This is a genomic window from Streptomyces sp. NBC_00659 (assembly GCF_036226925.1).
Classification (GTDB): Bacteria; Actinomycetota; Actinomycetes; order Streptomycetales; family Streptomycetaceae; genus Streptomyces.
Genome location: NZ_CP109031.1, coordinates 8,075,291 through 8,095,472 on the forward strand (window position 1 = coordinate 8,075,291; position 20,182 = coordinate 8,095,472).

Here is a 20,182-nt window from a genome sequence, read left to right on the forward strand (position 1 = left end):
GTCGACCCGGGGTACGTTCCGCGCATGCCGATACCAGTGAGCCGCATGCGCTTCATGACCTGGAGAACGCTCGCGACGGCGGCCGTCGCCGCCCTGATGGCCGCCTTACTCGTCCCGGTCGCCGCACACGGCGCCCCGAGAGAGAGCGCCCCGGTCTACTCGTACGAGAACGCGATCCGTGAGTCCGTCTGGGTCGACACCGGCCTCGACGGCGACGGCGACGGACGGCACGACCGCGTCGCCGTCGACATCGTCCGGCCCCGCGAACTCGCCCGCCAGGGACGCAAGATCCCCGTCATCATGGACGCCAGCCCGTACTACTCCTGCTGCGGGCGCGGCAACGAGAGCCAGAAGAAGACGTACGACGCGAACGGTCACGTCGTGCAGATGCCACTGTTCTACGACAACTACTTCGTGCCGCGCGGCTACGCCTTCGTCGGTGTCGACCTCGCCGGCACCAACCGCTCCGACGGCTGCGTCGACGTGGGCGGCCGCTCCGACATCCTGTCCGCCAAGGCGGTCGTCGACTGGCTGAACGGCCGGGCCAAGGGCTACACCACGCGCACCGGCACCGCCACGGCCGGAGCCGGCTGGACCAACGGCAGGACCGGGATGATCGGCAAGAGCTGGGACGGCACCATCGCCAACGGCGTCGCCGCCACCGGCGTCAAGGGCCTGAAGACCATCGTGCCGATCAGCGCCATCTCCTCCTGGTACGACTACTACTTCGCCAAGGGCGCCCCGCTCTACGACTCCGGCCCGGACTGGCTGTCCGGCTACGTCGACAGTCCCGACGCCCGCGCCAAGTGCGCGGCCGTGCAGCGGAAGCTGGTCGACGAGGCGCCGCGCACCGGCGACTGGACATCGCTGTGGACCGAGCGCGACTACGTCAAGGACGCCTCGAAGGTGAGGGCCAGCGTCTTCCTCGTGCACGGTATGCAGGACCTCAACGTCCGTACCAAGAACTTCGGCCAGTGGTGGGACGCCCTCGCCAGGAACGGGGTCGAGCGCAAGATCTGGCTCTCCCAGACCGGCCATGTCGACCCCTTCGACTTCCGCCGCTCCGCCTGGGTCGACACCCTGCACCGCTGGTTCGACCATGAACTCCTCGGCTACGACAACGGCATCGACCGCGAGCCCATGGCCGACATCGAACGCCACCCCGACCAGTGGGCCACCTCCGCCGTCTGGCCGCCCCGCACCACGGGTGCCACGACCCTGCGACCGGGTACGGGCGCGCAGCCGGGTGTCGGCACCCTCGGGCTCCGCCGCGCATCCGGCACCGAGACCTTCACCGACGACCCGGGGCAGAGCGAGACCGACTGGGCCGCGCACATCGACCGGCCGACCGCCGACAAGGCCGGCTTCACCACCCGGCCGCTCACCCGGGACCTACGGCTCTCCGGCTCCTCCAAGGTGACCGTCACCGCCACACCCACCACCTCGACGGCCCACCTCTCGGCGGTCCTCGTCGACCTCGGCCCGGACACCGTCCGCGACTACACAGGCTCGGGCGAGGGCGTCAACACCCTCACCGACCGCACCTGCTGGGGCGCGAGCACGGTCGGCGACAGCTCCTGCTACAAGGTGACCGAGGCGGCCAGGACCGACGTCGAGCAGACGGTCCTCAGCCGCGGCTGGGCCGACCTCGGCAACTACGCCTCGGACCGAGGCGTTCCGCTCACCCCGGGGAAGGCGTACACCATCACGCTGGACCTGGCGGCCACGGACCACGTGGTCCCGAAGGGGCACCGGCTCGCGCTGATCGTCGCGGGCACCGACAAGGACCTCATCGACCCTCCCACCGGTACACCGACCCTCACTCTCGACCTGGCCCGCACCTCGGCCCGCGTGCCCCTGGTGGGCGGCGCGGACGCGTTCGAGCGCGCGACGGCGGGCTCCGCGGCGACACCGGCCGCGTCCGTCCTCGACGGCGTACGCGCGCCGCGCACCGCGTCCCAGGGGAGGAACACTGACCCCGTACCCCATTTACCCCTGACCCCCATTTACCCCTGACCCCCATATACCCCTGACCCCCTGACCTTCTGGTCCTCGGGCCCGCCGATCGGCCGGTCCGACGACCCTTGGGCCCGCCGACCCTCCGGCCCGCCGCGGACGGAGTTCACACGGAGGCGGTCGGACCGACGAGTCCGGCCGCCTCTCGCGCGCACCCCCACGCCACGGTGACCCCGGCGCCCCCGTGCCCGTAGTTGTGCACCAGCACCCGTCCGTCAGGCCGGACCTCGCGTTCCAGCCGGACGGTTCCGCGCACCGGCCGCAGCCCCACCCGGTGACCGAGAACACGGGCTCCGGCGACCTCGGGACGCAGTGCCGCGCACCGCTCGACGATCCGCGCCGCCACCTCCGGGTCGGGAACCCGGGACCAGTCGTCCTCGTCCGTGGTGCCGCCGAGGATCACCCGGTCCGGCTGCGGAAAGACGTACGTCGTCGTCCCGGCCGCAGGGTCCGTCGAGACGAGCCACTCACGGATCCCGGGATTCTCGACGATCACGAGCTGCCCGCGCACGGGCCGTACGGCCGGGTCGGGTACGAGTTCGCGAGCGCCGAGGCCCGCGCAGTTCACGACGACCGGCGCGTCCGGCTCCGCGAGGTCCGTCACCGTCCGTTCCTCGACCGTCCCGCCCGCCCGCAGGAACCGCTCCCGCAGATGGCGCAGATGCACGGGCATGTCGATCAACGGCAGCCGCGCCCGCAGCGCGGTGCCCGGATACTCCTCGGCCGTCGCCGCGCGCAGTCCGGGTACCCGGGCCGCCCACGACCCCAGCTCGTCCAGCCGCGTCTCGCCCATGACCCCCTCGACCAGGCGTACGCCACTCTCCTCGGGCCGCGCGGCCAACTCCTCGTACACGGAGAGGGACACGAGGGCCCACGTGCGGGCGAGCGCCTCCGGCGCGATGCGGTACGGCCACCACAGGGCCCCCGCAACAGCCGAGGTGGTCCGCTCGGCGGGCTCCCGTGCCCACACCCGGACCCGCCTGCCGGCCTCGGCCAGCACCAGGGCCGTCGTCAGGCCGACGACGCCGCCGCCGACCACGATCACATCACCGTTCCCGGGCTTCTCCATGCCGGGACGTTAGCGGAGCATGCCATGCAGTGGTCACGTCACTCTCCGCAAGGGGATACTCGCCGTATGTCCTCCGAGTACGCCACCTTCGGCCTGGCCCCGGCGATGCGTGCCGGTGGAGTCGTCACGGGCGGTGACCACCGAGTACGCCGGGACCTCGTCGATTTCATCGTCGACGGACTCCCGCTGCTGTGCCGGCTCTCCGGCCTCGACGCGGTCTCCCCGCTCGCCTCCGACGTACCGCCCGCGATCTTCACCGCGCAGGTGCGCAACCTGCTCCTGGAGGCGGGCGCCCCGCTCGACGGGGGCAGGTACGTCATCTACGGCTGTCCCGAGTGCGAGACCGTCGAATGCGGTGCCGTCACCGCGGTCATCGAGAAGGACGGCGACGACTACGTCTGGCGGGACTTCGCCTGGCAGACCGGCGCCCGGGCCGATCTGGAACGCAACGGCTACCACGGCATGGGGCCGTTCCGCTTCCACGGTCCCGGGTATCGCGCCACGCTGAACTCCCTGCTCGACGGTGGCCCGGGTTCCCGCCGCCGCGTTCTGGAGCGTGCCGGCGGAACCTGTGGCCCGTCTGCGGCCCCCGACCGGGCCGGACGGTGACCGGTGGCGCCCGGGGGAGCCGGGGGCCGTGGAGATCGACGGTGAGGGGGGCCGCGGCGGGCCGTTAAAATCGGCTCCCTGATGACTGCCACTCTCGTCGCCAAGAATCTCACCGCCGGACACGGCGACCGCGCGCTCTTCGCCGGACTCGACCTCGTCGTCGCGCCCGGCGACGTGATCGGACTCGTCGGTGCCAACGGCGCGGGCAAGTCCACGCTGCTGCGGCTGCTCGCCGGCCTCCTCACCCCGGAGCAGGGTGAGCTGCGGCTCTCCCCGCCCTCCGCGACCGTCGGGCACCTGCCCCAGGAGCCGGAGCGCCGGGAGGGTGAGACCGTACGGGACTTCCTCGCGCGCCGGACGGGTGTCGACGAGGCCCAGCGGGTGATGGACGCGGCGACACAGGCGCTCGTCGACGGGGCGCCCGGCGCGGACGACGCGTACTCGACGAGTCTGGAGCGCTGGCTCGATCTCGGCGGCGCCGACCTGGACGAACGTGCCGAGGAGGTCGCCGACTCGCTGGGGCTCGGCGTCGGTCTCGACCAGCTGATGACGTCCCTGTCCGGAGGCCAGGCGGCCCGGGCCGGACTCGCCTCCCTGCTGCTCTCCCGCTACGACGTCTTCCTCCTCGACGAGCCCACCAACGACCTCGACCTGGACGGTCTGGAGCGCCTGGAGCGCTTCGTCTCCGGCCTGCGCGCCGGGACCGTCGTCGTCAGCCACGACCGCGAGTTCCTCACCCGCACGGTCACCAAGGTCCTCGAACTCGACCTGGTTCAGCAGCAGATCACGCTGTACGGCGGTGGCTACGAGGCGTATCTCGAAGAGCGCGACACCGCCCGCCGGCACGCCCGCGACGACTTCGAGGAGTACGCCGACAAGCGCTCCGCCCTCGAAGGCCGGGCCCAGATGCAGCGCGGCTGGATGGACAAGGGCGTCAAGAACGCGCGGCGCAAGGCGAACAACGACAACGACAAGATCGGCCGCAAGTTCCGCAGCGAGGCCAGCGAGAAGCAGGCCGCGAAGGCCCGGCAGACCCAGCGCATGATCGAGCGGCTGGACGTCGTCGAGGAGCCCCGCAAGGAGTGGGAGCTGCGGATGGAGATCGCGGCGGCCCCGCGATCGGGTGCGGTGGTCGCCACCCTGCGCGACGCCGAGGTGCGGCGCGGGGACTTCACCTTCGGTCCGGCGACCCTCCAGATCGACTGGGCGGACCGGGTGGCCGTCACCGGCGCGAACGGCGCCGGCAAGTCCACCCTGCTGGGCGCGCTGCTCGGCCGGGTGCCGCTGTCCGCCGGCCACGCCACGCTCGGCTCCGGTGTGGTCGTCGGCGAGGTGGACCAGGCCCGCAAGCTCTTCCACGGTCCCGAGTCACTGATGGACGCGTTCGGCGCGGCGGTCCCCGACACGGAGCCCGCCGAAGTCCGCACCCTGCTGGCCAAGTTCGGCCTGAAGGCGGACCACGTCCTGCGCCCGGCGGCCACGCTGTCCCCGGGTGAACGCACGCGCTCGGCGCTGGCACTCCTCCAGGGCCGGGGCGTCAACCTGCTCGTCCTGGACGAGCCGACGAACCACCTCGACCTGCCGGCCATCGAGCAGCTGGAATCGGCCCTGGACTCCTACGAGGGCACGCTCCTGCTGGTCACCCACGACCGCCGCATGCTCGACGCGGTCCGTACGACCCGCCGCCTGGAGGTGGCGGACGGCAAGGTGACGGAACACTGAGCCCCCGGGCCGGAAGCGGACACTGAGCCTTCGAGCTGGAAGCTGAGCCGAGACCTCCGGCCGGAAGCGGAGCCGAGCCCTCGGGCCGCAAGGGAAGCTGAGCCCTCGGGCCGGAAAACGGAAAGGGGGGCGGCCACCGAACGGTGGCCGCCCCCTTTCCGTGTGTCAGCTCCGTCCCCGCTCGGGGCCGGTCAGGCCCGCACGCCGCAGGGCGTCGGCCATGGCGCTGTTCGCCGGCGGAGGAGCCTGCCGGGAGCCACCCCCGGCACCGCCCGCCGCACCGCCGCCGCGGCCCTGGCGCTGCTGCTGACCACGCGGCTGCTGGCCGCGCTGCTGGGGCGGCCGTCCGCCCCGCTGGGACCGGCCGCCGCCGCCCTCGGCCTCCGGAGCCGCCGCCTCGTCGTCCAGCCGGAGCGTCAGCGAGATCCGCTTGCGCGGGATGTCGATGTCCAGGACCTTCACCTTGACGATGTCGCCGGGCTTCACGACGTCCCGCGGGTCCTTCACGAACGTCTTCGACAGCGCGGAGACGTGCGCCAGGCCGTCCTGGTGGACGCCGATGTCGATGAACGCCCCGAAGGCCGCGACGTTCGTGACGACCCCCTCCAGGACCATCCCGGAGGACAGGTCGGAGATCTTCTCCACACCGTCCTTGAAGGTGGCCGTCTTGAAGGCGGGCCGCGGGTCGCGTCCCGGCTTCTCCAGCTCCTTCAGGATGTCCGTGACGGTCGGCAGACCGAACTTCTCGTCGACGAAGTCGGCCGGCTTCAGCGAGCGCAGCACACCCGTGTTGCCGACCAGGGACGCGACCTCACTGCCCACCGTCTTCACCATCCGCCGCACCACGGGGTACGCCTCGGGGTGCACGCTGGACGCGTCCAGCGGGTCGCTCCCGCCCCGGATCCGCAGGAAGCCCGCGCACTGCTCGTAGGCCTTGGGACCGAGCCTGGCCACGCCCTTGAGGGCCGTACGCGAGGTGAAGGGTCCGTTGGCGTCGCGGTGCGCCACGATGTTCTCCGCGAGGCCGGAGGTGATGCCGGAGACCCGGGCCAGCAGCGGGGCGGAAGCGGTGTTCACGTCCACGCCCACGCCGTTCACACAGTCCTCGACCACCGCGTCCAGCGAGCGGGACAGCTTCACCTCGGACAGGTCGTGCTGGTACTGCCCGACACCGATCGACTTCGGGTCGATCTTCACCAGCTCGGCCAGCGGGTCCTGGAGCCGGCGCGCGATGGAGACGGCGCCGCGCAGCGACACGTCCATGTCGGGCAGCTCCTGCGAGGCGAACGCGGACGCAGAGTACACCGACGCGCCCGCCTCGGACACCATGACCTTGGTGAGCTTCAGCTCCGGGTGCTTCGTGATCAGCTCACCGGCGAGTTTGTCGGTCTCGCGGGAGGCCGTGCCGTTGCCGATCGCGATCAGGTCGACCGCGTGCTCTTTGGAGAGCCGGGCGAGCTTGGCGATGGCCTCGTCCCACTTGTTGGCCGGGACGTGCGGGTAGATCACGTCCGTGGCGACGACCTTGCCGGTCGCGTCGACGACGGCGACCTTCACGCCCGTACGGAAACCCGGGTCCAGGCCCAGCGTCGCGCGCGTGCCCGCCGGGGCGGCGAGCAGCAGGTCCCGCAGGTTCGCCGCGAAGACGTTCACCGCCTCGTCCTCGGCGGCGGTGCGCAGCCGCAGGCGCATGTCGATGCCGAGGTGCACGAGGATGCGCGTGCGCCAGGCCCAGCGGGCGGTGTCCGTCAGCCACTTGTCGCCGGGACGGCCGCGGTCGGCGATCCCGAAGCGGTGGGCGACGATCCCCTCGTACGAGGAAGGCCCCTCGGCGGGCTCCTCCGGCTCCAGGACGAGATCGAGGACGTCCTCCTTCTCGCCGCGCAGCATGGCGAGGATCCGGTGCGAGGGCAGCGCCTTGAAGGGCTCGGCGAAGTCGAAGTAGTCGGCGAACTTGGCGCCCGCCTCCTCCTTGCCCTCGCGCACCTTGGCGGCGAGCCGTCCGCGCACCCACATGCGCTCGCGCAGCTCGCCGATCAGGTCGGCGTCCTCGGAGAACCGCTCGGTGAGGATCGACCGGGCGCCGTCCAGGGCGGCCTGCGGGTCGGCGACGCCCTTGTCGGCGTCGACGAAGGCCGCCGCCGCGGCGAACGGGTCGACCGACGGGTCGCCGAGCAGGCCCTCGGCCAGCGGTTCGAGACCCGCCTCGCGCGCGATCTGCGCCTTGGTGCGCCGCTTGGGCTTGAACGGCAGATAGATGTCCTCGAGACGCGCCTTGGTCTCGGCGGCCCTGATCTGCGCCTCCAGCTCGGTACTGAGCTTGCCCTGCTCGCGTACCGAGTCGAGGATCGCGGCCCGCCGGTCCTCCAGCTCCCGCAGATAGCGCAGCCGCTCCTCGAGGGTGCGCAGCTGCGCATCGTCGAGCATCTCGGTCGCTTCCTTGCGGTAGCGGGCGATGAAGGGCACCGTCGAACCGCCGTCGAGCAAGTCGACGGCGGCCTTGACCTGCCGCTCCCGTACGCCGAGTTCTTCGGCGATCCTGCCTTCGATGGACCCTACGAGGGGTGTCGTCACGATCCCGTACCGCCTTCTCCACTGAGGTTGCGCGGCAATTGTGGCAGGTGACACCGACATCGGGGGCTCAGGGCGGCACTCGGGGGACCGCGCGCCGCGCCAGGACCCGGTCCGGACGCGGCACACCGCTCCGGCCCGGCCCCTCAGCCCTTGCCGGTCATTCCCTCCGGGAACGCGCCGGCGGCGAAGGCGGTCATCAGCAGGCCCTTCGCGATCTCGGTGAGCCGTTCGACCCCGGCGGCGCCCAGGTGCTCGTAGGGAGCCCGGTCGAGGCGGTCCGTCCTGGCCTCGATGTCCCGGCGCAGCTCCGCACCGGCCGGCGTCAGCTCGCCGTCCGCGTCGAGCAGCCCGCGCTCGCGCAGCCGCCCGGACGCCGCCTCCCAGTCCTGCCGGGACCAGCCGCGTGTGCCCAGCACCCACCGGGGCGCCATGCCCTTGCCGGTCGCGGTGTGGCTCACCAGGGCCTCCACCGGGTCGAGCTCGGCGTCGAGCAGCGCCGCGAGGTGACCGTCGCCCCGGTGCTCGCGCAGCAGGGTGGCCGCGTGCCAGAGCGCCAGGTGCGGCGCCTCGGGCACGGGCAGGTCCGCGTGAGCGGCGTACAGCGGGCGGAAGGCGCGGGTGCAGGCCTCGGCCGCGCGCAGGGCGAGCTTCGCCGCCTCGGCCACCTCCTCGGACGCGACGACGTCCTCGCCGAGCAACCGCCTGAGCGTCGCGTCCACGGCGCGCAGACGTGCCGCGAGCACCGTCTCCGGTGAGGCGGCCCGCCACACCGCGGGCACATGTCCGGCGACGAGTTCGTGCCGGAAGTTGAAGAACGTGGCCGTCACCGTGCCCGCGCCGACCGCGCCCATCGCGGCGGCCCGCACCGCGAAGTACGCGGTCCGCTCGTTCTCGATGCCGACCGCGGCCAGCTCACGGCCCAGATCGGGCGAGAAGTAGTGCGTCGAGTGCAGCGGGTTGAGGACGTTGTGGCAGCGCCGGCCGGCGCGCTCCGGCAGTGGAGGGGTCATGCCGTGCAGATTACCGACTGGTTGGTATGTCGGGAACTCCCGGCCCCGCCATGGCAGGAAAGGTGGGATCTTCGTCATTGCGGCCATGAGCCCACCGGTCGAGAATCGAGACATGCGAACGGTCCTGATCGTCCTCTTCGACGGCGTGCAGAGCCTCGATGTCACCGGCCCCCTGGAGGTGTTCGCGGGCGCCGAGACCTACCGCGGCGGCTCGTACCGCATCCGCACGGCCTCCCTGGACGGCTCCCCGGTCCGCTCCTCCAGCGGCCTCGTCCTGGTCCCGGACCAGGCGCTCGCCGACACGGCGGCCCCGCACACCCTGCTGGTTCCCGGCGGCAGCGGAACCCGGCGTCCGGATCCCCGTCTGACCGGCTGGCTCGGCGCCCACGGCCCGCGCGCCGAGCGCCTGGTCTCGGTGTGCACGGGCGCCGCCCTGCTCGCGGCGGCGGGCCTGCTCGACGGCCGTCGCGCGACGACCCACTGGGCCTACTGCGACAGCCTCGCCCGCGACCACCCGGCGGTCACGGTCGACCCCGACCCCATCTACGTACGCGACGGGAACGTGTCCACCTCCGCGGGCGTCACCTCCGGCATCGACCTGGCCCTCGCCCTCGTGGAGGAGGACCTGGACCGTGACGCCGCCCTCACCGTCGCCCGCCATCTCGTCGTCTTCCTCCGGCGGCCGGGCAACCAGGCCCAGTTCAGCGCCCAGCTCGCCGCCCAGACGGCGCGCCGCGAACCGCTGCGCGAGGTCCAGCACTGGATCTCCGAGCATCCGGGCGACGACCTGAGCGTCGAGTCGCTCGCGGTCCGCGCCCGCCTCTCGCCCCGCCACTTCGCTCGTGCCTTCCGGACGGAGACGGGCACGACGCCCGGCCGCTACGTCGAGCGGGTACGGCTCGAACACGCCCGCCGTCTCCTGGAGGACACCACCGACGGCATCGAGGAGGTCTCCCGGGCCTGCGGCTACGGCACGCCCGAAGCCATGCGCCGCGCCTTCGTGAAGTTCCTCGGCTCGGCACCCGCCGAATACCGGCGCCGTTTCCGGCCGGCTCCCACCGGCTGACGTCCCCGCCACCCCGCGCGGGCCGACACCCTGCCCTCGGTACCTGCCCCCTTCTTCGGCCCTGCCCCGCTCCTCGCCGCGCCCCGTGTCCGGGCGGCTCCCTGACCTCGTTCGCACCCCGCAGACCCGCGGTACGCCCCTCAGCTCCCCGTGTGTGCCGGGCGGCTCCCCGATGCCGCCGGCACCCCACACACCCGCAGCACACCCCTTCACCGAAAGGCCCCCGATGCAGCTCGCCATCGTCCTCTTCGACCGCTTCACCGCCCTGGACGCCGTGGGCCCGTACGAGATGCTCGGCCGGCTGCCGGAAGCGGACACCGTGTTCGTCGCCGAGCGCCCCGGCCCGGTCCGTTCCGACACCGGCCGGCTCGCGCTGACCGCGGACAAGAGTCTCGCGGAGGTTCCGCGCCCGGACATCGTGCTCGTACCGGGAGGGCCCGGCCAGAGTGCCCAGATGGACAACCAGGTCCTGCTCGACTGGCTGCGGGCGGCCGACGCCACCAGCCTCTGGACGACCTCGGTGTGCACCGGGTCCCTGCTGCTCGCCGCGGCGGGGCTCCTGGAGGGCCGCCGGGCCACCTCCCACTGGCTGGCCCTCGACCAACTGAAGCGGTTCGGCGCCGAGCCGACGGGGGAGCGGGTCGTGTTCGACGGCAAGTACGTGACCGCGGCCGGAGTCTCCTCCGGCATCGACATGGGCCTCACCCTGCTCGGCCGTATCGCCGGGGACGAACACGCCCAGGGGGTCCAGTTGCTGACCGAGTACGACCCGCAGCCGCCCTACGACGCCGGGTCCCCGGACAAGGCGCCCGCGCACCTCGTCGAGGAGTTCCGGAGCAAGAGCCGTTTCCTCCTGACGTAGCCGCGGGGGACTCCCGCTGCCGCCCGAGGCGCTGCCCAAGGAGTCCGGCGAGCCCTCAGGGAGCCCACGTGAAGTGCGGCTGCCTGCGTTCGAGGAAGGCGGCGACCCCCTCCGCGGTGTCGCCGCCGGCCCGCGCCTGCTGTGTCCAGTGGGCGTCACGGTCCGTGCGCCCGTTCACGAACTCCTTCGCGGCCGCCTGGGTCATGAGGGAGCGCGCGGCCAGGACGCGGGTGAACTCCGCGACCCGCTTGTCGAGTTCGCCCTCGGGCAGCACCTCGTCCACGAAACCGGTGCGCAGCGCGCGCCCGGTGTCGATCAACTCGCCCGAGAAGAGCAGGTACTTGGCGGCGGAGGGCCCCACCAGGGCCGCCAGTCTCCGCGTGGAGGAAGCCGGATAGACGATGCCGAGCTTCGCCGGAGTCACCCCGAACAGCGAGCCCTCCTGGGCGAACCGCAGATCGCAGGCGGCCGCGAGCTGGGACCCGCCGCCCACGCAGTAGCCGCGGATCGCGGCGAGAGTCGGCTTCGGGAACGCGGCGAGCGCCTCCTCGGCGAGGACGGCGAGGCCCTGAGCCTCGTCCGGCGACTCCCGCAGTGTCGAGATGTCGGCCCCGGCGCAGAAGGTGCCGCCCTCGCCGGTGAGTACGAGCGCGTGTACGTCGGCGCGCGTGCTCAGCGTGTCCAGCAGCGGCGGCAGCGCTCGCCACATCGGCGTCGTCATGGCGTTCCGCTTGGCGGGGTGGTGGATGACGACGGTGGCGACCCCGTCGCCGACGTGGTGCAACAGCTGCGGCTCCATACGCCGGATGCTATCCGGAGCGGCCGGCCGCACTCCGATCATGGTCGCGGACCGCCGTGCGGGCGACGGAGCCGCGGGGAACGAATCGTGCCAGTCCCAGGACAAACCCGTACAACCCGAAGAGTTTCGAAAGGCGGCACGAAAGCGACAAGAGTTGTCATAGAACTGGCTTTGTCTTGCATTCGCGATCAAAAATCGGCGATAACTGCTGACTTCTGTTCAGTCAACCGGTACGGACCGGCGCATTACCAACACTCGACGTGTGGTGACAATCGAGCGCAAGGGTGGCGACCGGACGATGGACAACCTCGGGCGGGGGTCCGACCCTAGCCCCGAAGGCGGAGTTGCGACTCCCGACGTCAGATCGCCCGGACCGCTGCCGTACGAGGGGGTGTGGCGGTTCACCGCCGCCGCAGTCGACGCCTCGGTGCCGCAGGCGCGGCACGCCGTCCGCGACCTGCTGGCCCGCCAGGGGGTGCCGGTCTCGGACGATGTCGTTCAGGGACTGTTGTTGATCGTCTCCGAACTGGTCACGAACGCCGTCAAGCACGCGGCACTTCTGTCGCCCATGCTCGCGGTGGAGGTCGCGGTCGGCGCCGACTGGGTGCGGGTGTCCGTCGAGGACGACCACCCCTACCGTCCGACCGCTCTGGAGGCCGACCACGGCCAGACCGGAGGCCGGGGCCTGCTGCTGGTGCGCGAGGTGACCAGGGAGTACGGCGGAGGGTGCGACGTCGAGTACACCGCGGGCGGCGGCAAGGTGATCTGGGCCGCCCTGCCGCTCGCTCCGAGCGTCTGAGCGTCCGCCGGACCGGCTACCAGCCCGCGGACGGACCCGTCAGCTCCCGCATCGCCGGACGGGCCGCGTCCAGCACCGTCATGAACCACGCCGAGAAGGGGTCCTTCGCGTGCCGCTCCGCCAGCTCGACGGCGGTCACGAAGGCCGTCGAACCGACCTCCTCCGGGTCGGGCCGCGGCGCCGACTGCACCATTCCGACGAACAGATGGTTGTACTCCTGCTCCACCAGGCCCGAGTCCGGGTCCGGGTGGTTGTAGCGGACCGTGCCCGCCTCGGCCAGCAGCGTCGGTGACACCCCGAGCTCCTCGTACGTCCGCCGGGCCGCCGCCGCGAAGGGTGCCTCGCCCGGGTAGGGGTGGCCGCAGCAGGTGTTCGACCAGACGCCGGGGGAGTGGTACTTGCCGAGCGCGCGCTGCTGGAGCAGCAGCCGGCCCTGTTCGTCGAAGAGGAACACCGAGAACGCCCGGTGCAGCTGTCCCGGGGCCTGATGGGCCGCGAGCTTCTCCGCCGTACCGATCGTGTTGCCGTCCTCGTCGACCAGTTCCAGCAAGATCGCTTCAGCGGTGCCGTTCGACGAACTGTGCGTCGCGGTGGCAGGTGTGATCGGCATACCCATCCTTCGCATCGGTTTTCCAGCACCAAGTCTGCCGTACGAAACCGGCACTCCCGGCACTTCGCGACTCTCCGCATGTCCCGCCCCGGGGTCCCGTGGCGGGACACACGGCCCCGGGCGCCGAATGCCGCCGGATACCTGATCGTGCCCGGTGCCACCGGCACGGAATCGTCGAGGACGAGAGCCGTCGGATGTTCGGACGGCACCTCCTTCGGCGCCCGGCCGCGCAGGCCGTGCCCGTCGGGCGCCGCCTGCGGATGTCCCGGTGCCGCCCTGCCCCGCGAAGGGCGCCGCCGTCCGGCCGCGCGTCAGTGGCAGAGCTTCGCCTCGTGCTCGGCGTGGCCGCTCGGCTCCAGCTGGAACGTGCAGTGCTCGACATCGAAGTGGACACCCAGACAGCCCTGGAGCTCGTGCAGCATCTTCTCGTGGCCGATCGCGTTCAGGACGTCGGAGCTGACGACCACGTGCGCGGAGAGCACCGGCATGCCGGAGGTGATGGTCCAGGCGTGCAGGTCGTGGATGTCCTCGACACCGTCGAGGGCCAGGATGTGGGCACGTACGTCCGCCATGTCGACCCCCTTGGGCGCCGCCTCCAGGAGCACGTCGAGCGTCTCCTGGAGCAGCTTCCAGGTGCGCGGGACGATCATCAGGGCGATGGCGATCGAGGCGATCGGGTCCGCCGCCTGCCAGCCGGTGGTCATGATCACCACGGCGGCGACGATGACCGCCACCGAGCCCAGCGCGTCCGCCGCGACCTCCAGGAAGGCGCCCCGTACGTTCAGGCTGTCCTTCTGCCCGCGCATCAGCAGCGTCAGCGAGACCGTGTTGGCGACCAGGCCGAACACGCCGAACGCGATCGTCAGTCCGCCGTGGGTGTCCGCGGGCGTGATGAAGCGCTGGACCGCCTCGACGAGCACATAGCCGCCGACGACGAGCAGCAGCAGACAGTTGGCGAGCGCGGCGAGGATCTCGGCCCGCGCGTAGCCGAACGTGCGTTTCTCGCTCGGCGGGCGGGCCGCGAAGTGGATCGCGAGCAGGGCCATGCCGAGACCCAGCGCGTCCGTCGCCATGTGCGCAGCGTCCGCGACGAGCGCGAGCGAATCGGCGAGGATGCCGCCGAAGATCTCGACGACCATGACGGTGAGGGTGATCGCCAGCGCGACACGCAGCCTCCCGCGGTACGCGGCCGTCGCCGTACCGGACCGGGGAGCGCCGTGCGCGTGCCCGTGGTCGTGCCCAGCCCCCATGGAAGCCGCCTCCTGTTTTCCGCTCGGTCGTGACAGTCAACTACGGGCGGGGGGTATCGGGCAACGCGGCACTGAACACCGTTGTCATATGCTCTGACCTGCGGAAACGATCCGCAGGTCAGAGCATTGACGCGGTCATGCGCCGGTGATCTCCGGGTGGTGCAGCAGCCAGCCCCGCCAGGCCGACTCCACCATCTCGCGCACCTCGCGCCGCGCGCCCCAGCCCAGTTCCTCGGCGGCCAGGGCGGCCGAGGCGACCGCGCGGGGGGCGTCGCCGGGGCGGCGCGGTTCGACGAGGGGCCGCGCGGGGTTCCCGGTGACCTCGGCGACGAGCGCCACGAGCTCCCGTACGGAGACACCCTCGCCCCGGCCGATGTTCACCGTCAGATCACCACTCGCCCCGTCCGTCAGCCGCCGGACCGCCGCGAGATGCGCCTCGGCGAGGTCGGCGACATGGATGTAGTCGCGTACGCAGGTGCCGTCCGGCGTCGGGTAGTCGTCGCCGAAGATCCGCGGGGCCTCGCCGCGGGTGAGGCGGTCGAACAGCATCGGGACGATGTTGAAGATCCCGGTGTCGGCGAGCTCCGGCGCGCCCGCTCCCGCCACGTTGAAGTAGCGCAGGCACACCGTGGCGATACCGTGCGCCCGGCCCGCCGCACGGACCAGCCACTCGCCCGCGAGCTTCGTCTCGCCGTAGGGGCTCATCGGGGCACAGGGGGTGCCCTCCGTGATGAGGTCCACATCGGGGTTGCCGTAGACGGCCGCCGAGGAGGAGAACACGAACCGCTCGACGCCCGCCCCGGCCACCGCGTCCAGAAGCGTCGCGAGGCCGCCCACGTTCTCCCGGTAGTAGCGCGTCGGCTCGGCCACGGACTCGCCGACCTGCTTGCGGGCGGCGAGGTGCACGACACCCGTGATCCCGTGCTCCGCCAGGACCCGCTTGAGCAGATCACCGTCCAGCGACGACCCCTGGACGAGGGGGATGCTCTCCGGAAGCCGTTTCGGTGCCCCGGTCGACAGGTCGTCGAGGGCGACGACGCGCTCCCCGGCCTCCGCCATCGCCCGCGCCACGTGTGCCCCGATGTATCCGGCCCCGCCTGTGATCAGCCATGTCATGGACGACCACCCTATGCGGGTCCGGCGCCGTGTCCGGGGCGCCCCGGTTTCGGCGAGGCCGGGTGCCGTACGTCATGCCGGGAATGTGCCGGTCCGTGAAGCCGCGCTTGTGACCCGGGCCCGCGATCCCTGATGATGATCGCGGCGCCTGCCGGACAAAACCGGTTGATCGGGCCGTGAACAGGCGGTGAACGGCTGCTTCCGTTCATCCGATAGCCTCTGCCGACATGCCGCCGGGGCCGCCGCCATGCCGGGGGCGCCATCCCATCACGCACACGCCGGCGCCAGGTCGCGCCGGCACCCAGGGAGTGAGTTCGCTGCCGACCGCCATCCTCACCGGCCAGCCGGTCCCCGGATCGTCGCTCGAGGGCGATCTGCGGTCGCTCGGCTTCGACGTGCGTCCCGCGTCCGACGCGGGCGAGACCGAGACCCTGCTCGCCACCGTGCATGCGAACGAGCGGGTCGCCGTCGTGGACGCCCGCTTCGTCGGGCATGTGCACGCCCTGCGTCTCGGCCTGACCGACCCCCGCTTCGCGGCCTCCGCCATACCCGGCGCCGTCTCCGTGCAGCCCGAGGCCCGGCGGGCCCTGACCCGCGCCGTGACCCGGGAGAGCGTGGCCGCCGGCAACGCCGCCGTGGCCCCCGAGAACCTCGTCGAGCGCCTCGGCGAGGCACTCGAAGCGGACGGCCTCTCCGTGCACCGCCCGGAACTCGGCACCCTCGTCGCCGCGGTCCCCGCCGACCCGCAGGAGCGCAACGGCGTCCGGCAGGCCGTCCTGGCCGTCGACGACGAGGCCGTACGGCTGCGCAGTGCCGTCAAGGCCCGCGACGGGTTCTTCACCACGTACTGCATCAGCCCGTACTCGCGCTACATCGCCCGCTGGTGCGCCCGCCGCGGCCTGACCCCGAACCAGGTCACCACCGCGTCGCTGATCACCGCGCTGATCGCCGCGGGCTGCGCCGCCACCGGCACCCGCGCCGGCTTCGTCGCGGCCGGGCTGCTGCTGATGTTCTCCTTCGTCCTGGACTGCACGGACGGACAGCTCGCCCGCTACTCCCTGCAGTACTCCACGCTCGGCGCCTGGCTGGACGCGACCTTCGACCGCGCCAAGGAGTACGCCTACTACGCGGGACTCGCGCTCGGCGCGGCCCGCGGCGGCGACGACGTGTGGGCGCTCGCCCTCGGCGCGATGATCCTCCAGACCTGCCGGCACGTCGTGGACTTCTCCTTCAACGAGGCGAACCACGACGCCACGGCCAACACCAGCCCCACCGCGGCCCTCTCGGGCAAGCTCGACAGCGTCGGCTGGACGGTCTGGGTGCGCCGGATGATAGTCCTGCCCATCGGCGAACGATGGGCGATGATCGCCGTCCTCACGGCGCTGACGACCCCCCGCATCACCTTCTACGCGCTGCTCGTCGGCTGCGCCTTCGCGGCCACCTACACCACGGCGGGCCGGGTCCTGCGCTCGCTCACCCGCAAGGCGCGCCGCACGGACCGCGCCGCCCGCGCGCTGGCGGACCTCACCGACTCCGGCGCGCTCGCCGAGTACCTGACCCGCTACGCGGGCCGCCTCACGCGCGTCGCCCCGGCCGTGGTCGCCCTCGTCGCCGGGGCGGTCGTCGTGACATCCGCCGCACTCGCCCCGTACGGCAGCTGGCTGCCCGTGCTCGGTGCCCTCGTCTACGTCCTGCTGTCGCCCGCCGCCCTGCTCAGACCCCTCAAGGGCGCCCTCGACTGGCTGGTCCCGCCGTTCTTCCGCGCGGCCGAGTACCTCACCGTTCTGGCGCTGGCGGTCAACGCCGACGTGAACGGAGCGCTTCCGGCAGCTTTCGGCCTGGTGGCCGCGGTCGCCTACCATCACTACGACACGGTGTACCGCATTCGCGGAGACGCCGGAGCCCCCCCGCACTGGCTGGTGCGGGCGATCGGCGGGCACGAAGGCAGGACGCTGCTGGTCACCGTCCTGGCCGCGCTGCTCACCGCCGCACAGTTCAAGGTCGCGCTCACGGCACTCGCCGTGGCCGTGGCACTGCTGGTGCTCGTCGAGAGCATCCGCTTCTGGGTGTCCTCCGGGGCGCCCGCCGTACACGATGAAGGAGAACCCGCATGATCGGCCTCGTGCTGGCGGCCGGCGCCGGAAGGCGTCTGCGCCCCTACACCGACAGCCTCCCCAAGGCTCTCGTGCCGGTTGGCCCCGCGGGCATAGAGGACTCCATCACGGTCCTGGACCTGACCCTCGGCAACTTCGCCGAGATCGGCCTGACCGAGGTCGGCATCATCGTCGGCTACCGCAAGGAAGCCGTCTACGACCGCAAGGCCGCTCTCGAGGAGAAGTACGGCCTCAAGATCACCCTCATCGACAACGACAAGGCCGAGGAGTGGAACAACGCCTACTCCCTGTGGTGCGGACGTGACGCCCTCAAGGACGGCGTGATCCTCGCCAACGGCGACACCGTGCACCCGGTCTCCGTCGAGCGGACGCTGCTCGCCGCCCGCGGCGACGGCAAGAGGATCATCCTCGCCCTCGACACGGTGAAGAAGCTCGCCGACGAGGAGATGAAGGTCGTCGTGGACCCCGACAAGGGCGTCCAGAAGATCACCAAGCTCATGGAGCCGTCCGAGGCCACCGGCGAGTACATCGGTGTGACCCTCATCGAGGGCGTCGCCGCCGCCGAGCTGGCCGACGCCCTGAAGACGGTGTGGGAGACCGACCCGCAGCAGTTCTACGAGCACGGCTACCAGGAGCTCGTCAACCGCGGCTTCCGGATCGACGTCGCGCCGATCGGGGAGGTCAAGTGGGTCGAGATCGACAACCACGACGACCTCGCCAAGGGACGTGAGATCGCGTGCCAGTACTGACGAGGCTCATCCCCTCGCCGGTCGTCGTCGACATCCGTCCCGGTGCCCTGGACGACCTGGCGAGCGTGCTCAGCGACGAGCGCATCTCGCACTCGGGCAAGCTGGCCATCGCGGTCAGCAACGGCTCGGGCGCCCGGCTGCGCGACCGGATCGCCCCGGCCCTGCCCGGTGCCACCTGGTACGAGGTCGGCGGCGGCACGCTCGACGACGCGATCAAGCTGGCCGGCGCCATAAGGGCCGGGCACTACGACGCCGTCGTGGGCCTGGGCGGCGGCAAGATCATCGACTGTGCCAAGTTCGCCGCCGCGCGGGTCGGACTGCCGCTGGTCGCCGTGCCCACCAACCTCGCGCACGACGGCCTGTGCTCGCCGGTCGCCACCCTCGACAACGACGCGGGCCGCGGCTCCTACGGCGTGCCGAACCCGATCGCCGTGGTCATCGACCTCGACGTCATCCGTGACGCGCCGGTCCGGTTCGTCCGGGCGGGCATCGGGGACGCCGTCTCCAACATCAACGCGATCGCGGACTGGGAACTGTCCAACCGCGTCAAGGGCGAGAAGATCGACGGACTGGCCGCCGCCATGGCGCGCCAGGCGGGCGAGGCCGTGCTCAGGCACCCCGGGGGCGTCGGCGACAACGCCTTCCTCCAGGTCCTCGCCGAGGCGCTCGTCCTCACCGGCATCGCGATGTCGATCTCGGGCGACTCCCGGCCCGCCTCCGGCTCCTGCCACGAGATCAACCACGCCTTCGACCTCCTCTTCCCCAAGCGCGCCGCGAGCCACGGCGAGCAGTGCGGCCTGGGGGCGGCCTTCGCGATGTATCTGCGCGGCGCCCACGACGACGCCGTGTTCATGGCCCAGGTGCTGCGCCGGCACGGACTGCCGGTGCTGCCCGAGGAGATCGGCTTCACCGTGGACGAGTTCGTCCAGGTCGTGGAGTTCGCTCCGCAGACCCGGCCCGGCCGCTACACGATCCTCGAACATCTCGACCTGAACACCCACCAGATCAAGGACATCTACTCCGACTATGCCAAGGCCATCGGTAGCTGAACTCCGCCCCGTCGTTCATCCCCCGGGGGTGAAGGACCGGCGCAGCGGTGAGCACTGGGCGGGACGCCTGTACATGCGGGAGATCTCGCTGCGCTGCGACCGCTACCTGGTGAACACCAGGATCACGCCCAACCAGCTCACGTACCTGATGACCCTCTGCGGCGTGCTCGCGGCCCCCGCCCTGCTGGTGCCCGGGATCACGGGCGCGGTGCTGGGCGTGGTGATGGTCCAGCTCTATCTGCTGCTCGACTGCGTCGACGGCGAGATCGCGCGCTGGAAGAAGCAGTACTCGCTCGGCGGGGTCTATCTCGACCGCGTCGGCGCCTATCTCACCGACGCGGCCGTCCTCGTCGGCCTCGGCCTGCGCGCCGCGGACCTGTGGGGAGAGGGACGTATCGACTGGCTGTGGGCCTTCCTCGGCACGCTGGCCGCCCTCGGCGCGATCCTGATCAAGGCGGAGACCGACCTCGTCGGTGTCGCCCGCCACCAGGGCGGGCTGCCGCCGGTCCAGGAGTCCGCCGCCGAGCCCCGCTCCTCGGGCGTGGCGCTGGCCCGCAGGGCCGCCGCCGCGCTCAAGTTCCACCGGCTGATCCTCGGCATCGAGGCGTCCCTGCTGATCCTGCTCCTCGCGATCGTGGACCAGATCAACGGCGACCTGTTCTTCACCCGGCTCGGCACCGCCGTGCTCGCCGGTATCGCGCTCCTGCAGACCGTGCTGCACCTGGTGTCCATCCTCGCTTCGAGCAGGCTCAAGTGAGTACGGCGACG

At 71.8% G+C, this 20,182-nt stretch carries 16 protein-coding genes and 1 pseudogene; 10 read left to right on the forward strand and 7 right to left on the reverse strand.

All coding sequences use genetic code 11. From position 1 onward, the window contains the following. Positions 1-24 precede the first annotated feature (24 nt). Entirely contained in the window at positions 25-2,016 is a 1,992-nt protein-coding gene (locus OG410_RS35285; protein ID WP_329302852.1) for a Xaa-Pro dipeptidyl-peptidase, read from the forward strand. A gap of 106 nt (positions 2,017-2,122) precedes the next feature. On the opposite strand, the gene OG410_RS35290 is transcribed toward OG410_RS35285, so the two are convergent. Further along, positions 2,123-3,085: an FAD-dependent oxidoreductase gene (locus tag OG410_RS35290; protein WP_329302854.1), complete on the reverse strand. Its 963-nt coding sequence runs from the start codon at positions 3,083-3,085 to the stop codon at positions 2,123-2,125. Between OG410_RS35290 and OG410_RS35295 the strand changes: the two are divergent. Further along, positions 3,062-3,637, forward strand: a pseudogene (locus OG410_RS35295) (oxidoreductase); the annotation flags it as partial. The gene OG410_RS35290 and the pseudogene OG410_RS35295 overlap by 24 nt on opposite strands. Before the next feature lie 138 nt (positions 3,638-3,775). Beyond that, a complete protein-coding gene (locus OG410_RS35300; RefSeq protein WP_328672742.1) occupies positions 3,776-5,416 on the forward strand; it encodes an ABC-F family ATP-binding cassette domain-containing protein in 1,641 nt (546 codons plus the stop codon). A 165-nt stretch (positions 5,417-5,581) separates the two neighbouring features. On the opposite strand, the gene OG410_RS35305 is transcribed toward OG410_RS35300, so the two are convergent. Together OG410_RS35305 and OG410_RS35310 are read right to left on the reverse strand one after the other, a co-directional pair. After that, positions 5,582-7,990, reverse strand: coding sequence for a Tex family protein (locus OG410_RS35305; RefSeq protein ID WP_329302855.1), 2,409 nt, complete (start codon positions 7,988-7,990; stop codon positions 5,582-5,584). A 143-nt stretch (positions 7,991-8,133) separates the two neighbouring features. Continuing rightward, the gene (locus tag OG410_RS35310; RefSeq protein WP_329302856.1) at positions 8,134-9,000 is read right to left on the reverse strand and encodes an SCO6745 family protein; all 867 of its coding nucleotides are present in this window, start codon (positions 8,998-9,000) and stop codon (positions 8,134-8,136) included. Positions 9,001-9,112: 112 nt separating this feature from the next. Here OG410_RS35310 and OG410_RS35315 point away from each other — a divergent pair, with 112 nt between their 5' ends. Continuing rightward, positions 9,113-10,066, forward strand: a complete 954-nt coding sequence (locus OG410_RS35315; RefSeq protein ID WP_329302857.1) for a GlxA family transcriptional regulator — start codon at positions 9,113-9,115, stop codon at positions 10,064-10,066. A 226-nt stretch (positions 10,067-10,292) separates the two neighbouring features. Next, positions 10,293-10,928, forward strand: coding sequence for a DJ-1/PfpI family protein (locus tag OG410_RS35320; protein ID WP_329302858.1), 636 nt, complete (start codon positions 10,293-10,295; stop codon positions 10,926-10,928). Positions 10,929-10,983: 55 nt separating this feature from the next. Here OG410_RS35320 and OG410_RS35325 read toward each other — a convergent pair whose 3' ends face one another. Then, a complete protein-coding gene (locus OG410_RS35325) occupies positions 10,984-11,727 on the reverse strand; it encodes an enoyl-CoA hydratase/isomerase family protein (RefSeq protein WP_329302859.1) in 744 nt (247 codons plus the stop codon). A 298-nt stretch (positions 11,728-12,025) separates the two neighbouring features. On the opposite strand from OG410_RS35325, the gene OG410_RS35330 reads away from it, so the two are divergent. After that, positions 12,026-12,526, forward strand: coding sequence for an ATP-binding protein (locus OG410_RS35330; protein WP_326790709.1), 501 nt, complete (start codon positions 12,026-12,028; stop codon positions 12,524-12,526). Positions 12,527-12,542: 16 nt separating this feature from the next. On the opposite strand, the gene idi is transcribed toward OG410_RS35330, so the two are convergent. From idi to galE, 3 genes are all read right to left on the reverse strand, one after another. Continuing rightward, the gene (idi, locus tag OG410_RS35335) at positions 12,543-13,136 is read right to left on the reverse strand and encodes an isopentenyl-diphosphate Delta-isomerase (protein ID WP_329302860.1); all 594 of its coding nucleotides are present in this window, start codon (positions 13,134-13,136) and stop codon (positions 12,543-12,545) included. A gap of 311 nt (positions 13,137-13,447) precedes the next feature. Continuing rightward, positions 13,448-14,386, reverse strand: a complete 939-nt coding sequence (locus OG410_RS35340) for a cation diffusion facilitator family transporter (protein WP_329302861.1) — start codon at positions 14,384-14,386, stop codon at positions 13,448-13,450. Positions 14,387-14,521: 135 nt separating this feature from the next. Beyond that, entirely contained in the window at positions 14,522-15,502 is a 981-nt protein-coding gene (gene galE / locus OG410_RS35345; protein WP_329302862.1) for a UDP-glucose 4-epimerase GalE, read from the reverse strand. 317 nt (positions 15,503-15,819) lie between these two features. Between galE and OG410_RS35350 the strand changes: the two genes are divergently transcribed. The 4 genes from OG410_RS35350 to OG410_RS35365 are packed head-to-tail and all read left to right on the forward strand — an operon-like array spanning position 15,820 to position 20,171. Further along, a complete protein-coding gene (locus OG410_RS35350) occupies positions 15,820-17,616 on the forward strand; it encodes a DUF5941 domain-containing protein (protein WP_329304357.1) in 1,797 nt (598 codons plus the stop codon). Then, positions 17,613-18,365, forward strand: coding sequence for a phosphocholine cytidylyltransferase family protein (locus OG410_RS35355; protein WP_329302863.1), 753 nt, complete (start codon positions 17,613-17,615; stop codon positions 18,363-18,365). Before OG410_RS35350 ends, OG410_RS35355 begins: the two co-directional genes overlap by 4 nt. Beyond that, on the forward strand, positions 18,353-19,414 hold the full coding sequence (locus OG410_RS35360) for an iron-containing alcohol dehydrogenase family protein (protein WP_329302864.1): 1,062 nt from the start codon (positions 18,353-18,355) through the stop codon (positions 19,412-19,414). The genes OG410_RS35355 and OG410_RS35360 overlap by 13 nt, the downstream gene beginning before the upstream one ends. Next, positions 19,392-20,171 (forward strand): CDP-alcohol phosphatidyltransferase family protein, encoded by a 780-nt coding sequence (locus tag OG410_RS35365; RefSeq protein ID WP_329302865.1) that lies wholly within the window; start codon positions 19,392-19,394, stop codon positions 20,169-20,171. The genes OG410_RS35360 and OG410_RS35365 overlap by 23 nt, the downstream gene beginning before the upstream one ends. The last annotated feature ends 11 nt before the right edge of the window (positions 20,172-20,182 follow it).